Raw genomic sequence first — 16,165 nt, 5'->3', positions numbered from 1 at the left:
TTGCGCAAACAAAAAAAGGCGTCCCGCTAGCTAACTAGCGAGGACGCCTTTGTCCTTGTCCCGTTCTCTCGGGCAGCGCAGCCTTCTACGTTGAAGGCCGGGCTTTATGTCTGTTGGGAAAGGTAATGCAGTGGTTGTGCCAAGTCTCGCAAGGGCCGGATTTATGGGCTCTGGTCATGGGAGGAGGGTGTTTGCGTGCACCGGTTCAAGGCGCGATGCCCGGTTTTGAAGCAGAAAAATCAAAAGATCGCAGCCTACGGCAGCTCCCGCAGGAGATCGTGGGCTCCCGAAGGAGCTGCCGCAGGCTGCGATCTTTTGATCTTTTAACCGTGAAACAACAAAAACAGCAGCACCAGATTCACCAGCAACGACACCAGTGCCAACGTCCGCCAAACCTTCAACGGCTCGCGCTCCAGCAACGGTCTGGGTCGCACGCTCAAACTGCGTCGTTCTCCCTGTTCCAGCAGCAACAACCATTCTTCGGCCGTTTCAAAGCGCTGATCCGGGGCTACCGCCACCGCGCGCTCCAGACTTTGCGCGATCCATTCCGGCAGGTCGGGCCGGTAGCGACTGGCGCTGACAGGCACGCCAAACCGTGGGCGCTGGAACGCTTCGATTTCGCCGTAGGGATAATGCCCGGTGAGCAGGTAGTACAAGGTCACGCCGACGGCATACAGATCCTGTTGTGGTGTCGGCAGGTCGCCGCGGAACGCTTCTGGCGCGATATAGCTGGGCGTTCCAGGCAGGGCGAAGGCTTGATCTTCGGACAGCCCCGGACAGTAGGCGAGGCCGAAATCCAGCAGGCGCAACTCGCCGTCGTCCCCCAGCAGCAGATTCTCCGGTTTGATATCGCGATGCAGAATCTGCCGTCGATGCAGGATGCCGACAGCCCGCAGCAAGCGTTCGGCCAAGTCCTGCCATTGCGCCAGTGGCAGCGTTGTGACGCGCTCATGCAACTCAGCCAGGGTCGATCCGGAATACTCACGCATCACGTAATACAAATGCTGACGCTGACTGGCGGCATGGACTTCAGGGAAATGCCGACCGGCTACACGCTTGAGAAACCATTCCTCCGACAACAATGCCTGCCCGGCCTGGTGATCGTCACGCAGAGCGCCGGGCAAGGTTTTCAGTAGCCAGCGCTGTTGTTGTGCATCGCGCACCCGGTAGAGCAGCGATTGCTGGCTCTGGCCGAGGATCCCTTCGACCTGCCAGCCTTCGAAGGTCTGGCCCGGTTTCAGTGCAGGCGGCAGAGGCCATTGCTGCAGGTGAATCAGTGCATCGCCAATGCTGGTTTCGCCAAGGGCATCGACCCGCACCAGCAGGGCGCTGGCATTGTCCTGGCTGCCCGCCAGGTGCGCGGCGCTGACCAGGGTCTGCGCGGCACTGTTGAGGTCAGGTTGATCGCGCAGAATCGCCGCGATGGCGGTATCGCCCAGCACGGCCCAGATGCCGTCGCTGAGCAGCACGAAACTCTCGTTCAGGCGCAGTTCGCCATCCAGAAAGTCCAGCACCAGATGTTGATCCAGCCCCAGGGCCCGCTTGAGCACATGCTGCATGCCCGGCTGGTCCCAGACGTGATCCTCGCTCACCCGTTGCAAGGTGTCGGCGTGCCAGCGGTAAACCCGGCAATCGCCGACATGCGCCAGGGTGAAACGCCTGCCGCGCATCACCAGGGCACTGACCGTGGTCAGCAGCGGTTGCCCGCCGCCGTTGGCCTGCAGCCAGCGGTTTTGCGCCAGCAGCAGGCGATCGAGTGCCTGGGCGACACCCCAGGTTTCCGGTGTGGCGTAATAATCCAGCGCCAACGCCTGCAAGGTCGAACGGGCCGCGAGACCGCCATCGGCGCATTGGCTGACGCCGTCGGCGATGGCGAACAGGTAGCCCTTGCTCGCCGCCAGTGCCGGAGCCGGAGTGACCAGGCGCAGAGCGTCCTGGTTCTCTTCGCGAGGGCCGATGGCGCTGGCTTCGGCAAAACTCAGTTGCAGGCTCATTCAATCCTCACACGCGAGCCGCGGTGACGGCTGCCGAACCCCAAGTGGTTCTCCAGCGACGTTTCACCCCGTGCAGACCGAACCAGGCGAGTACGCCGAGGCTGGCGAACAACCACAAGGCCATTTGATAGCTGCCGGTACTTTGCTTGATCGCGCCCATGCCGGCCGCCAGTGCGAAGCCACCGATGCCACCGGCCATGCCGATCAAACCGGTCATCACACCGATCTCCCGACGAAAACGCTGTGGGACCAACTGGAATACGGCACCGTTACCTGCACCTAAACCGAGCATAGTGCAGACGAAAAGCGCCAATGCTGCGTAGGAACTCGGCAGATTGAAACCCACGGTCGCAATGCAGATCGCTGCCACGGTGTACATCGCCAACAGGGTGCGAATCCCGCCGAAGCGATCCGCCAGCGCGCCACCCAACGGACGCATCAGGCTGCCACCGAATACACACGCCGCGGTGTAGTAGCCGGCGGTCACCGGGCTCAAGCCGTACTGGTCGTTGAAGTAGCCGGGCAGGGCGCTGGCCAGACCGATGAAGCCGCCGAAGGTCACGCTGTAGAAAAACATGAACCACCAGCTGTCGCGGTCACCCAGGGCCTTGAGGTAGTCGGCCATGGACTTGGCTTTCGGCCGCTCAGGGGCGTTCTTGGCCAGCCAGGCGAAGACGATCAGGGTCAGGATCAACGGGATCAGGGCGAAGCCGAACACGTTGCTCCAGCCATACGCGGCGGCCAGCACCGGAGCGATCAGGGCGGCCAGCACGGTGCCCGAGTTACCGGCACCGGCGATGCCCATGGCTTTGCCTTGGTGCTGCGGCGGATACCATTGCGAGGCCAGCGGCAGGGCGACGGCGAAGGACGCACCGGCCATGCCGAGGAACAGGCCCAGCAACAGCGCCTGCTCGTAACTGTGGATGCCGACTTTCCAGGCAACGAGCAGGGCGCTGATGACGATTATCTGGCCGATGATCCCGGCGGTTTTTGGCGACAGGCGATCAGCCAGCAGGCCCATCGCAAAGCGCAATACGGCACCGGCCAGAATCGGCGTGGCCACCACCAGCCCGCGCTGTTGGGTGGTCAGGTGCAGGTCAGCGGCGATCTGCACCGCCAGGGGGCCGAGCAGGTACCAGACCATGAAGCTCAGATCGAAATAGAGGAAGGCTGCGAACAGTGTCGGGGTATGGCCGGATTTCCAGAAGCTTGAATTCATCGCGCACCTCAGCTGTCAGGCGTATCAAGAAGGAGTCATGAGCTTGCAGGTGGGGCGCCGCAACGGCCGCACCACCAGCCCCGGTCTCTGGGGCCAAAACGGAAAAACGCCGCTACCTGATTCGCAAAAGGGGGCGAATGAGGTGAGCGACGTCTTTGTCGTAGGTGGGGCAACCGCCGTTGGTTACCTTGCAGGGATTACTTAGCGAGATCTGTGCCAACAATCTGCTTTTTGTGGCGAGGGGGCTTGCCCCCGTTCGGCGGCGAAGCCGTCGCAAGGCCTGTGTGCGAGGACTTCTGAAGGAATGCAAGGGGCCGCTTCGCAGCCCAACGGGGGCGAGCCCCCTCGCCACAATGATCGGATCAACCGAGCAGTTCACTCATGGCAATGATCTGTTCCGCCACCTGTATCAGCTTCTGCTGGCGGCTCATGGCCTGGCGGCGCATCAGGGTGTAGGCCTCTTCTTCGTTGCAGTCCTTCATCTTCATCAGCAGCCCCTTGGCCAGCTCAATGCGCTTGCGCTCGGCCAGTTGCTGGTCGCGGGCGTGCAGTTGCGCGCGCAGGGCCTGATCGCTTTCAAAGCGAGCCATGGCCACGTCGAGAATCGGCTGCAAGCGTTGTGCGTGAATGCCTTCGACGATGTAGGCACTGACGCCGGACTTGATCGCCTGGCGCATCACGCCGGGATCGTGCTCGTCGGTGAACATCACGATTGGCCGTGGTTGGTCGCGAGTAACCAGCACCACTTGTTCCATCACATCGCGGCTCGGTGACTCGGTATCGATCAGGATCACGTCCGGACGCACCGTTTCGACGCGCGCGGGCAGGTCAATGGTCAGGCCGGATTCGTCGATGACTTCGAACCCGGCTTCGATCAGGGCCGCTTTCAGACGCCCGACTTTTTTCGCGGTGTCATTGATCAGCAGGATACGCAACATATTCGCAGGCTCCTGTCAGCGGCTGGCGAGAAGGGGGGCGCTGTCGCTCATGGCGTGCAGCGTGAAGCTGCGGGCATAGCCGGCCGGGTCCGAACCGTCCCAGACTTTGCCGTCGATCAGTTGACTGCTGCGCATTTCCTGAACCTGGGCGGGCACGCCGACAGCGGTGGCGGCCTCTCGGTATAAGTCTAGTTGCTGGACCTGACGGGCCACGCCGAGGTAATCCGGGTCGTCACGCAATAAGCCCCAGCGACGGAACTGGGTCATGAACCACATGCCGTCGGACAAATACGGCAGATTGACCTCTCCGCCACTGTGGAAACGCATCGCATGCGGGTCTTGCCAGTGATTGCCCAGGCCGTCGGTATAGTCGCCGAGCAAACGCGGTTCGATGCAATCGAGCGGGGCATCCAGGTATTCGGGGGCGCTCAACAGTTGCGCGGTGCTGCGGCGATTTTCGCGGCTGGCTTCAATGAAGCGGCTGGCCTCGAGGATCGCCATCACCAGGGCCCGGGCGGTATTGGGGTATTGCTCGACGAAGGCGCGGGTGCAGCCGAGGACTTTTTCCGGGTGGTCGGGCCAGATGGTCTGGGTGGTGGCCATGGTGAAACCGAGATTCTGTTGCACCGCACTGGCAGCCCACGGTTCGCCGACGCAGAACCCGTCGATGCGCCCGGCTTGCAGGTGCGCGACCATTTGTGGCGGCGGCACCACCACGCTGTCGACATCCTGCAACGGATGAATGCCCTGGCTCGCCAGCCAGTAATACAGCCACATGGCGTGGGTGCCTGTGGGAAATGTCTGGGCGAAGGTCAGTTTTGGGCGACTTTGGTGCACGTGATGGTCCAGTGCTTCAGGACTGGTCACGCCCAAGGCCTGCAAGCCGTGGGAGAGGTTGATGCTCTGGCCGTTCTGGTTCAGGCCCATGAGCACGGCCATGTCGGTGGAGGCTACGCCGCCGATGCCCAGGTGCACGGCGTAAATCAGGCCGTACAGGCTGTGGGCGGCGTCGAGTTCGCCGCTGACCAGTTTGTCCCGCAGGTTGGCCCAGGACGACTGGCGCTTGAGGTTCAGGGTCAGACCGTAAGGCTGGGCGAAGCCCTGGGTGGCGGCGACCACCACTGAGGCGCAGTCGCTCAGAGCCATGAAGCCAAGGTTTATTTCGGTTTTTTCCGGGGCATCGCTGCCGTTGACCCAGGCCAGTGGGCCGGCTGATGGTTCATTCATCGATTTGCACCTTCCAAAAAAAACGTCGTCCCATGGCCTCTGCGCGAGCAGAGCCGGTGACGACGCCATTGTCCTTCCACTCATTCCGTCGTTGGCATGAGTGCTGATGATCATGTTGGTGCAAGGCATATGCCATCGCTGGCTGATTTTGTCGTGCGCCTCGCCTGTGGACTCGATGCGCGGCTATAATCGCCGCCTCTCATCGCCACCCGAGTCAAGCCTGCCCATGTACACCCTGGCCCGTCAGCTGCTGTTCAAACTTTCCCCGGAAACCTCCCACGATCTGTCCCTGGACCTGATCGGCGCGGGCGGGCGTTTGGGCCTCAACGGCTTACTGTGCAAGGCACCGGCGAAAATGCCGGTGACGGTCATGGGCCTGGAATTCCCGAACCCGGTGGGTCTGGCGGCCGGTCTGGACAAGAACGGCGCGGCGATCGACGGATTTGCCCAACTGGGTTTCGGTTTCGTCGAAATCGGTACCATTACCCCGCGTCCGCAACCGGGTAATCCGAAACCGCGGATTTTCCGCTTGCCCCAAGCCGAGGCGATCATCAACCGCATGGGTTTCAACAACCTCGGCGTCGATCACTTGCTCGCTCGCGTGGCGGCAGCCAAGTACAAGGGCGTGCTGGGTATCAATATCGGCAAGAACTTTGATACGCCGGTTGAACGTGCGGTTGACGACTACCTGATCTGCCTGGACAAGGTCTACGCACACGCCAGCTACGTGACGGTCAATGTCAGCTCGCCGAACACACCGGGCCTGCGCAGCCTGCAATTCGGCGATTCGCTCAAGCAATTGCTCGCCGACCTGGCCACGCGCCGGGCGGAATTGGCCCTGCGCCACGGCAAACATGTGCCTTTGGCGATCAAGATCGCACCGGACATGAGCGATGAAGAAACCGCTCAAGTCGCCCAGGCGTTGATCGAAACCGGGATGGATGCGGTGATCGCCACCAACACCACCCTGAGCCGCGTCGGCGTCGAAGGCCTGGAGCACGGTGACGAGGCGGGCGGGTTGTCCGGCGCACCGGTTCGCGACAAGAGCACCCACACCGTGAAGGTGCTGGCGGCGGAACTGGCCGGTCGCTTGCCGATCATCGCCGTGGGCGGTATCACTGAAGGCAAGCACGCGGCTGAGAAAATCACTGCGGGTGCGAGCCTGGTGCAGATCTATTCGGGCTTTATCTATAAAGGCCCGGCACTGATTCGTGAATCGGTAGATGCCATCGCCGCGTTGCGCTGAAGCCTGATTTGGGCCCTGATGGTGGGGGCTTTTGTGGCGAGGGAGCTTGCTCCCGCTCGGCTGCGAAGCAGTCGTAAATCCTGCAACCGCGTTTTACCTGACACTCCGGGTTGATTGGTTTTGGGGCCGCATCGCAGCCCAGCGGGAGCAAGCTCCCTCGCCACAGAAACGACCTCACCACCGTAGTTTCTTTGCAGGCATAAAAAAGGGCTCCCCGAAGGAGCCCCTGGGCCGAAGCCCGCCGTCCGGATAGGACGTGCGTGGTTAAGTCGTAGCGTAATCAGATTGTCGTGTCGGAGTGTGTGCCCTGTATTAGCCGACGGCGTGAAGTTCGTTGAGTCTGTGGATTCCCGCAGTGCCGGTCATACCGTCCCAATTGTCGCCGCGTCCTTCTCGCCAGCCATTGATCCAGGCTTGGCGTACCGACGGTAGAGTAAAAGGGCAAAGCTCACGGGATTTACCACCAACGCCATATTGATATCCGCGCAAAAATGCTCTTTCCAACGGATCACGCTTAAGTCTTCTCATAGGGTGTTTCCCTCACTTGTTGACTGTATGTATCGCGTCGACCTCAATCGAGGTCAGGCAGAAAAATTCTGCCGTTGGTGGCTCGCTGCCGGCGTCGCGAGCCAAGGTGTTGACGCCGTTGCGACGTCAACCTGAGTGGAGTTCTAACCAATGCGTCACATCGAGGGAATGACCGTTTTGTCATAAGAACGTAACCATAAAGATGGTATGGCCATAAGTAACACGATATTTGTGCCGTGTTGATTGGCCAAAGCCCGGTATGATCGGCCCTTCGCTGGGATGCTGGGGGTTGCGCCTTAACGAGAATGACACCCGTTGCTCTTGGGTATTATTCGACGAAGGGTCGACTTATGACATTTTGTTTCATCAACTTTTTTATCTGCCCTGGCATCTAAGCTCTTTTAACCCGAGCAGTCAGGGTGGGACGGCACACCTTCGTGCCACGCGGGCGTTCTGTTAGAAAAACGCCTGATTGAAAACCGGATCGGCAACGCGTTGCCGGTTCACTTAGCTAAAGGCTCTGGAATTACCATGTCCGATCGTTTCGAACTCTTCCTCACTTGCCCCAAAGGCCTTGAAGGTCTGCTCATCGAGGAAGCCGTCGGGCTTGGCCTTGAGGAAGCACGCGAGCACACCTCGGCTGTGCGCGGCATGGCCACCATGGAAACCGCTTATCGCCTGTGCCTGTGGTCGCGTCTGGCGAACCGGGTGCTGTTGGTGCTCAAGCGCTTCCCGATGAAGGACGCCGAAGATCTCTATCACGGCGTGCTGGATATCGATTGGCAAGACCACATGCTCAACGACGGCACCCTGGCCGTCGAATTCAGCGGTCACGGCTCTGGCATCGACAACACGCACTTTGGCGCCTTGAAGGTCAAGGATGCCATCGTCGACAAACTGCGCACCCCGCAAGGCGATCGCCCGTCCATCGACAAGCTCAACCCGGACCTGCGCGTTCACCTGCGTCTGGACCGTGGCGAAGCCATCCTGTCCCTCGACCTGTCCGGGCACAGCCTGCACCAGCGCGGTTATCGCTTGCAGCAAGGCGCGGCGCCGCTGAAGGAAAACCTCGCGGCAGCGATTCTGATCCGTTCCGGCTGGCCGCGCATTGCCGCCGATGGTGGCGCGCTGGCTGACCCGATGTGCGGTGTCGGCACGTTCCTGGTGGAAGCCGCCATGATCGCCGCCGATATGGCGCCGAACCTGCGCCGTGAGCAGTGGGGCTTCACCGCCTGGCTCGGTCACGTACCGGCGCTGTGGAAAAAACTCCACGAAGAAGCCACTGAACGCGCCGCGGCCGGCCTGGCCAAGCCACCGCTGTGGATTCGCGGTTACGAAGCCGACCCACGCCTGATTCAACCGGGCCGCAACAACGTCGAACGTGCCGGCCTGAGCGAGTGGATCAAGATTTACCAGGGCGAAGTGGCAACGTTCGAGCCGCGCCCGGACCAGAACCAGAAAGGCCTGGTGATCTGCAACCCTCCGTACGGCGAGCGTCTGGGCGATGAGGCGAGCCTGCTCTACCTCTACCAGAACCTCGGTGAGCGTCTGCGTCAGGCGTGCTTGAACTGGGAGGCGGCGGTGTTCACCGGTGCTCCGGACCTGGGCAAGCGCATGGGCATCCGCAGCCACAAACAGTATTCGTTCTGGAACGGCGCGTTGCCGTGCAAATTGCTGTTGATCAAGGTCACGCCAGACCAGTTCGTCACCGGCGAGCGTCGCACCCCGGAACAGCGTCAGGCCGAGCGTGAACAGGCGGCCTACGATGAAGCACCGAGTGAGCCGCAAGAGCGCAAGTACAACAAGAACGGCAATCCGATCAAACCGGCTCCGGCACCCGCCCCGGTGATCGAGCAGCCGCGCCTGAGCGAAGGTGGGCAGATGTTTGCCAACCGTCTGCAAAAGAACGTCAAGGCGCTGGGCAAGTGGGTCAAGCGTGAAGGCATCGACTGCTACCGCGTCTACGATGCCGACATGCCGGAATATTCCATGGCCATCGACCTGTATCACGACTGGGTCCACGTTCAGGAATACGCCGCGCCGAAATCCATCGATCCGGAAAAAGCCTCGGCGCGGATGTTCGATGCCCTCGCGGCAATCCCGCAGGCGTTGAACATCGACAAGAGCCGCGTGGTGGTCAAGCGTCGCGAACGTCAGAGCGGCACCAAGCAGTACGAACGCCAGAGCGCCCAGGGCAAGTTCAACGAGGTTAACGAAGGCGGCGTGAAGCTGCTGGTGAACCTCACCGACTACCTCGACACCGGGTTGTTCCTCGACCACCGGCCGATGCGCATGCGGATTCAGAAAGAGGCGGCCGGCAAACGCTTCCTCAACCTGTATTGCTACACCGCGACGGCCAGTGTGCATGCGGCCAAGGGCGGTGCGCGCAGCACCACCAGCGTCGATCTGTCGAAAACTTACCTGGACTGGGCGCGGCGAAATCTGTCGCTGAACGGTTTCTCCGACAAGAACCGTCTGGAGCAGGGCGACGTGATGGCCTGGCTCGACGCCTGCCGTGACGAATACGACCTGATCTTCATCGACCCGCCGACCTTCTCCAACTCCAAACGCATGGAAGGGATCTTCGACGTGCAGCGTGACCAGGTGCAGTTGATCGACCTGGCCATGGCGCGACTGGCACCGGGTGGGGTGTTGTACTTCTCCAACAACTTCCGCAAGTTCCAGCTCGAGGAAAACCTCACCGAGCGTTATGCCGTTGAAGAAATCACGGCCCAGACCATCGATCCGGATTTCGCCCGTAATGGCAAGATCCACCGTGCCTGGAAGATCACTGCTCGCTGACACTTGAGCCTGATTGGATCCACAGAGCCTTGATTTTTAAAGGCTCTTTGGTTCTTTCAGTGCTGGTCAAATTAGTGGCTAATAGCTATAACTCAACTCATGGCCAATGGGCTTTCCGGCACCTGGCGTTATGAGTTGCGTTTATGTCGTTACACGCCGTGCGCCCCAAGATCCTGGGTTTTATCAGCGAAGATGTCTCGGCCTGGCTGGTCGCGCTGCTGGTATTGCTCGTCGGCGGGATTCTTACGGGGTTGCTGGCCTGGGCAACACTCAATCAGTTTCATCAGCAAATGCGGCAACGTTTCCAACTGCTCGCCAGTGAACGCTACAGCCGTATCGTAGAACGTTTCGAAGATCAGGAGCAGCGCCTTGATGGCCTGCGCCGGTTCTTCGCCAATTCCGAGTCGGTGTCCCGCGAGGAATTCGACGGTTACGCCAAACCTCTTTTGCGGCGCACTCAAGCCTATTCCTGGGCACCACGGGTTTCCCGCGCCGAACGCCCCTTGCTTGAACGCTTCGTGCATGACGAAGGCTTGAGCAATTTCACCTTTCGCGAACTCACCGCCGACGGCCAGTTGCAACCGGCCGCGGAACGGGACGAGTACGTGCCGGTGCTCTATACACAAACCCAGAGCCGACTGCCCACGCCGCTGGGTTACGACCTGCTGGCCCAGCCCCTGCGCCGTTCGACCCTGGAGCGTGCCGATCGAACTGGCCGCATGGTTGTCTCGCAACCATTGCATCTGGTAGGCATTGAGCCTGCCTATTCACGGGGTGTGTTGCTGGTGGCACCGGTCAGCCGTCAGCAGCTGCCGGGCACCACGCCCGCCGGGTATGTGATGGCGGTGATCAGCATGCGCCAGCTGCTGGCGGACGGGCTGCCGGAAGAGAATCATGATTCTCTCTCGGTGCGCATTCTCGACTTGTCCACCGATGACCAACACGAAGTGCTGTACGAGTCGACCAACCCGGCGGGGGCCAGTGACTTATCCTCCACGCGCTTGCTGCGCCTGGCCGACCACGATTATCAAGTGGATATGCGCCCCAGTGCTGCGTTCCTGCAAGCCAACCATTCTTCAGTGACCAGCCAGGTGGTGCTGGGTGGTTTACTCAGCTTGTTGCTCAGTGTGTTTCTCTATGTGTTGGTCAGCCAGCGGCAACGGGCGCTGAAAATGGTCGAGCAACGGACCGAGGAACTGCACGCCCGTGAGCAAGAGCTGCGCGGCACGCATGGCCAATTGCGCGGCGTGCTGGATGCTGCGACTCAGGTGGCGATCATCGCCACCGACCTGCGGGGGATCGTCAGCACTTTCAATGCCGGTGCCGAGCACATGCTTGGTTACTCCAGTGCGCAGACCGTGGGCCACATGACCCTGGAAAACCTGCACCTGCCCCGGGAGCTCGAGGCGCGGTCGGCGGAGTTGAGCGCGCGCTATGGCAAGCCGATTCCGACCTGTCAGGCCATGTTGGTCGAAGGCGGGGAAGAGGGCGGTCATGAAGCCCGGGAGTGGACGCTGGTGCGCCGCGACGGCAGCCATTTGACGGTGAACATGCTGGCGACTCCGGTCCTCGACGAACAAGGCTTGTGGGTCGGGTACTTGGCGATTTGCATCGACATCACCGAACGCAAGCGCGTCCACGAGGCTCTGGCGGCGCGGGACCTGTTGTTGAAGAAGCTCAGTGCCCATGTGCCCGGCGGGATTTACCAGTTCAAGATGGAGTTCGATGGGCGCTTCAGCATTATCTACGCCAGCGACGGGATGCGCGAGATCTACGAACTCGAATTGGAGGTACTGCTGAGCAATGCCGAAGCGGTGTTCTCGCGGATTCATCCTCAGGACTCGCGCCGGGTCCGCGCGTCGATCCAGGTGTCGGCGGACAACCTCAGCCCCTGGCGCGAAGAGTATCGCGTGCAATTGCCCGAGCGTGGCCTGCGCTGGGTCCGCGGCGAAGCAACGCCGGAGGAACTGCCCGGTGGCGGTGTGCTGTGGCATGGCTACATTTCGGACATTTCCGACCTCAAGCGGGTGGAAGAGGAGTTGCGCGCACTGTCGGTGACCGACTCATTGACCGGGATCTATAACCGCCGCTACTTCCAGGAGCGCCTGACCACCGAAATGGCCCGGGTCGAGCGCGGCGGTGGCGAGTTGTCGGTGATCATGCTCGACATCGACCACTTCAAACGCATCAATGACCAGCACGGCCATGCCGTGGGCGATCGGGTATTGCAGGCGGTGTGTGAGCGTATTGGCCGTCGCCTGCGGCGCACCGATGTGTTCTGTCGCCTGGGGGGCGAAGAGTTCATGGTGCTCTGTCCGGACATCGACGGCGAGCAGGCTCATGTGCTGGCCTTGGAACTATGGCAAGGGTTGCGCAGTTCGCCGATCGACGAGGTGGGGATCGTTACCGCGAGTTTCGGGATTGCCAGCTGGCGGGCCGGGGAAGGCGCGGATGCGTTGCTGTTGCGGGCGGATTCGGGGGTTTACGCGGCGAAGCAGGCGGGAAGGGATCGGGTTGAAGGGCAGATGAGCTAGGTCTGCATACAGACCCTGTTGGAGATTCTATGTTGCAGGGTTGCCCTGCAACATAGAATCTCCGACATTGGATCTGAGGTGTTCTATGGATCCGGTTACAACACCGATGCCGTGGTCGGCAGTTTCGGCTGGCGATACAGGTCCAGCAGCACCTGATCCAGCACCGAAGACGCGCCAAACGGAGCCTTGTCGTTAAGGATCGCCACCACCGCCCAGGTATTGCCATTGACATCGCGGCTGAAGCCGGAGATGGCACGCACGGTGTTCAGGGTGCCAGTCTTGACGTGGGCTTCACCGGTCATGGCCGTGCGCTTCAGGCGTTTGCGCATGGTGCCGTCGGTGCCGGCAATCGGCATCGAGCTGATGAACTCGGCGGCGTACGGGCTGCGCCAGGCGGCTTGCAGCATCGCGGCCATTTCACGCGCGCTTACCCGTTCGGCGCGGGACAGGCCGGAGCCGTTCTCCATCACCAGGTGCGGTGCGGTGATGCCTTTCTGCGCCAGCCACTGACGCACCACGCGCTGGGCCGCTTTGGCGTCATCACTGTCGGCGTCGGTGCGGAACTTCTGGCCCAGGCTCAGGAACAACTGCTGAGCCATGGTGTTGTTACTGTATTTGTTGATGTCGCGAATGATTTCCGCCAGGTCTGGCGAGTAGGCCCGGGCCAGCACCTTGGCGCTGCTCGGCGTCGGTGCCAGACGATCCTGGCCCTGGATGCTGCCGCCCAGTTCCTTCCAGATCGCGCGCACGGCGCCGGCGGTGTAGGTCGCGTGGTCGAGTAGCGACAAGTAGGTCTGGGAGCTGCAACCTTCGCCCAACTGGCCGCCGACGGTCACGGTGACGCTGCCATCAGCCTGGGTCACCGGGTTGTAGCGCACGCCCCCGGTGCATTGCTTGGAGTTGAGCGCCTTGACCTGATTGTCGATGCGGATGCTGGCAATCGGCGGCTCGACCGACACCAGGACCTTGCCCGAGTCGTTGCGGGCCACGAATCGCAGGGCCTTGAGGTTGACCAGCAGTGCGTCGGGCTTGACCAGGAACGGTTTGTTCTCGTCATTGCCGTCGTCGTTGAACTCGGGCAGTTGCGGCTGCACGAAGAAGCCGCGGTCCAGCACCAGGTCACCGGTGACCTGGGTCACGCCATTGGCGCGCAAGTCGCGCATCAGCAGCCAGAGTTTTTCCATGTTCAGCTTCGGATCGCCGCCACCCTTGAGGTAGAGGTTACCGTTGAGGATGCCACCGCTGAGGGTGCCGTCGGTGTAGAACTCGGTTTTCCACTGATGGTTCGGGCCAAGCATTTCCAGCGCCGCATAGGTGGTGACCAGTTTCATGGTCGAGGCCGGGTTGACCGAAACGTCAGCGTTATAAACGGTTGGGGTGCCCGGGCCATTAAGCGGGATCATCACCAGCGACAAGGCACTGTCCGGCAATTTGCTGGCCTTGAGGGCCTTTTCAACGTTGGGCGACAGGGCGGTGTTGATCGGTGCGGCGGAAACGGGGAGGGCCAGGGGCAGAAGAAGGCTGGCCAGCAGCAATGGACGCAAAGATTTGATCATCTGAAATAAAACCCTACAGCCGAGGGGAAAAAAGACGAGGGCATGGTGATAAATTCCCTCAGCGGTCATGAAAGTGTCGGCATTATGCCCCAAGGTGCAAGGGCTTGTGCCGCACCTTGGTCGACTAATCCGCTATTTTTTTACCGACGGTAGACGTCGCGCCGTTCTGAGGCGGGTAATCGGCGCCTTAAACTGCTAAAGTGCCGCCCGTTATTACTTATGAGGATTGTTCCAATGGCGACTAACCGTTCCCAGCGTCTGCGCAAAAAACTGTGCGTCGATGAATTTCAAGAGCTGGGTTTCGAACTGAACCTGGATTTCAAAGAAGATTTGGCTGATGAAGCCATTGATGCTTTCCTCGACGCGTTCCTGAAAGAAGCCATGGAAGCCAACGGTCTGGGTTATGTGGGCGGCGATGACTTCGGTCTGGTTTGCCTGCAGAAGCGTGGCTCGGTGACCGAAGCACAGCGTGCCGCTGTTGAAGCCTGGCTCAAGGGCCGTAGTGAATTGACCAGCGCTGAAGTCAGCCCGCTGATCGACGTCTGGTACCCGGAAAAGCCGATCAATCCGGTAGCCTGATGTTCAAAAAAACGGCGACCCAAGGGTCGCCGTTTTTTTCAGGCCTTGCGCCAATTCAGAATCACCAGCGTCAACACCCCCGCGACAATCCCCCAGAACGCCGAACCGATGGAAAACAGCGTCAGCCCCGATGCCGTCACCATAAAGGTAATCAGCGCCGCTTCCCGTTCCTGCACTTGCGCCATGGCAATGCTCAGCCCGTTGATGATTGAGCCGAACAGCGCCAGCGCGGCAATCGACAGCACCAGTTCTTTAGGCAACGCGGCAAACAACGCCGCCAGTGTCGCGCCGAACACTCCGGCAATCCCGTAGAAAATCCCGCACCAGACCGCGGCCGTGTAGCGCTTGTTGCGATCCTCATGGGCGTGCGGCCCGGTGCAGATCGCTGCGCTGATGGCGGCCAGGTTGATGCCGTGGGAGCCGAACGGTGCCAACAGCAGCGAGGCAATCCCAGTGGTGGTGATCAGCGGCGAGGCCGGGACGTTGTAGCCGTCGGCGCGCAAAACGGCGATGCCCGGCATGTTCTGCGAGGTCATCGCCACCACGAACAGCGGGATGCCGATGCTGATGGTCGCGGCCAGGGAGAAATGCGGCGTGGTCCAGACCGGCGTCGCGACTTCCAGGTGAAAGCCACTGAAATCCAGCAACCCCATGAAACCGGCCAGCGCGGTGCCGATCAACAGTGCCGCAAGCACGGCGTAGCGTGGCGACAGGCGCTTGACCAGCAGATACGTGAAGAACATCCCCAGGACCAGCGCGGTGCGGTGCTGGGCGGCGACGAAAATCTCGCTGCCGATCTTGAACAGAATCCCCGCCAGCAACGCCGCCGCCAACGAGGCCGGAATCTTTTTCACCAGCCGTTCGAAACTGCCCGTCAGGCCGCACACGGTCACCAACACTGCGCAAGTAATGTAGGCGCCGATGGCCTCGCCGTAGCTGACACCGCCCAGGCTGGTGATCAGCAACGCCGCGCCGGGGGTCGACCAGGCAATGGTAATCGGGGTGCGATAGCGCAAGGACAGGCCGATCGAGCACACCGCCATGCCGATGGAGATCGCCCAGATCCACGACGAAATCTGCCCGCTGCTCAGGCCCGCCGCTTGGCCTGCCTGGAACATCAGCACCAGCGAACTGGTGTAACCGGTCATCATGGCGATGAACCCGGCGACGATGGCCGAGGGCGACGTGTCGGTCAGGGGACGAAGCTGCGTGTGCGTGGCGTCGGTCATGACAGCGGTGTTCCTTGTTTTATAAAAATAATCAACTCCGGGGAGCTTTTGTGGCGAGGGAGCTTGCTCCCGCTGGGCTGCGAAGCGGCCCCCCAAACAATCCAATGCGCTCAGATAGATGAAGCGCGTTAGCAGCATCAACGACGGCTTCGCCGCCGAGCGGGAGCAAGCTCCCTCGCCACAATGGTCTCTTCACTTCAGTTCCCGCCCACAGGTTTGCGCGTTCAAGCCTAAACTGAAACGTAACCGGGCGTTGCGATACAGCAAAGGCGACAAACAGCCGTACAGTCGTGTTGCCACCCGCCATTGTGTA

11 protein-coding genes are annotated in these 16,165 nt (G+C 61.1%); 4 read left to right on the top strand and 7 right to left on the bottom strand.

Annotated features, from left to right (window positions below; all coding sequences use genetic code 11):
* Window positions 1-323 precede the first annotated feature (323 nt).
* The 4 genes from AC07VO_RS10980 to AC07VO_RS10965 all read right to left on the bottom strand — a co-directional run bounded on the left by AC07VO_RS10980 (window position 324) and on the right by AC07VO_RS10965 (window position 5,378).
* Window positions 324-1,994, bottom strand: a complete 1,671-nt coding sequence (locus AC07VO_RS10980) for a bifunctional protein-serine/threonine kinase/phosphatase (RefSeq protein WP_064619175.1) — start codon at window positions 1,992-1,994, stop codon at window positions 324-326.
* A gap of 7 nt (window positions 1,995-2,001) precedes the next feature.
* Entirely contained in the window at window positions 2,002-3,213 is a 1,212-nt protein-coding gene (locus tag AC07VO_RS10975) for a nitrate/nitrite transporter (protein WP_018925267.1), read from the bottom strand.
* 362 nt (window positions 3,214-3,575) lie between these two features.
* Window positions 3,576-4,151, bottom strand: coding sequence for an ANTAR domain-containing response regulator (locus AC07VO_RS10970; protein ID WP_007940646.1), 576 nt, complete (start codon window positions 4,149-4,151; stop codon window positions 3,576-3,578).
* A gap of 15 nt (window positions 4,152-4,166) precedes the next feature.
* Window positions 4,167-5,378 carry a CmpA/NrtA family ABC transporter substrate-binding protein gene (locus AC07VO_RS10965; RefSeq protein WP_086945136.1) on the bottom strand — a complete coding sequence of 404 codons (1,212 nt, stop codon included), beginning with the start codon at window positions 5,376-5,378 and terminating at the stop codon, window positions 4,167-4,169.
* A gap of 226 nt (window positions 5,379-5,604) precedes the next feature.
* On the opposite strand from AC07VO_RS10965, the gene AC07VO_RS10960 reads away from it, so the two are divergent.
* The gene (locus AC07VO_RS10960; RefSeq protein WP_026331742.1) at window positions 5,605-6,624 is read left to right on the top strand and encodes a quinone-dependent dihydroorotate dehydrogenase; all 1,020 of its coding nucleotides are present in this window, start codon (window positions 5,605-5,607) and stop codon (window positions 6,622-6,624) included.
* A gap of 312 nt (window positions 6,625-6,936) precedes the next feature.
* On the opposite strand, the gene rmf is transcribed toward AC07VO_RS10960, so the two are convergent.
* Complete coding sequence (gene rmf / locus AC07VO_RS10955) at window positions 6,937-7,152, bottom strand: ribosome modulation factor (RefSeq protein ID WP_003223300.1); 216 nt, start codon at window positions 7,150-7,152, stop codon at window positions 6,937-6,939.
* 531 nt (window positions 7,153-7,683) lie between these two features.
* Between rmf and rlmKL the strand changes: the two genes are divergently transcribed.
* Together rlmKL and AC07VO_RS10945 are read left to right on the top strand one after the other, a co-directional pair.
* Window positions 7,684-9,954, top strand: coding sequence for a bifunctional 23S rRNA (guanine(2069)-N(7))-methyltransferase RlmK/23S rRNA (guanine(2445)-N(2))-methyltransferase RlmL (gene rlmKL / locus AC07VO_RS10950; RefSeq protein ID WP_018925272.1), 2,271 nt, complete (start codon window positions 7,684-7,686; stop codon window positions 9,952-9,954).
* A 143-nt stretch (window positions 9,955-10,097) separates the two neighbouring features.
* On the top strand, window positions 10,098-12,488 hold the full coding sequence (locus AC07VO_RS10945; protein ID WP_086945135.1) for a sensor domain-containing diguanylate cyclase: 2,391 nt from the start codon (window positions 10,098-10,100) through the stop codon (window positions 12,486-12,488).
* Between the two features lie 95 nt (window positions 12,489-12,583).
* Here the strand turns inward: AC07VO_RS10945 and dacB are convergent, their stop codons facing one another.
* Window positions 12,584-14,044: a D-alanyl-D-alanine carboxypeptidase/D-alanyl-D-alanine endopeptidase gene (gene dacB / locus AC07VO_RS10940; protein ID WP_018925274.1), complete on the bottom strand. Its 1,461-nt coding sequence runs from the start codon at window positions 14,042-14,044 to the stop codon at window positions 12,584-12,586.
* Window positions 14,045-14,278: 234 nt separating this feature from the next.
* Here dacB and AC07VO_RS10935 point away from each other — a divergent pair, with 234 nt between their 5' ends.
* Window positions 14,279-14,623 carry a YggL family protein gene (locus AC07VO_RS10935; RefSeq protein ID WP_018925275.1) on the top strand — a complete coding sequence of 115 codons (345 nt, stop codon included), beginning with the start codon at window positions 14,279-14,281 and terminating at the stop codon, window positions 14,621-14,623.
* A gap of 38 nt (window positions 14,624-14,661) precedes the next feature.
* Here AC07VO_RS10935 and AC07VO_RS10930 read toward each other — a convergent pair whose 3' ends face one another.
* Complete coding sequence (locus tag AC07VO_RS10930; RefSeq protein WP_018925276.1) at window positions 14,662-15,852, bottom strand: benzoate/H(+) symporter BenE family transporter; 1,191 nt, start codon at window positions 15,850-15,852, stop codon at window positions 14,662-14,664.
* Between the last annotated feature and the right edge of the window lie 313 nt (window positions 15,853-16,165).

It is taken from the genome of Pseudomonas sp. GW821-FHT03E01 (genome assembly GCF_059420765.1).
This window is presented reverse-complemented; position numbering and strand designations above follow the sequence as displayed.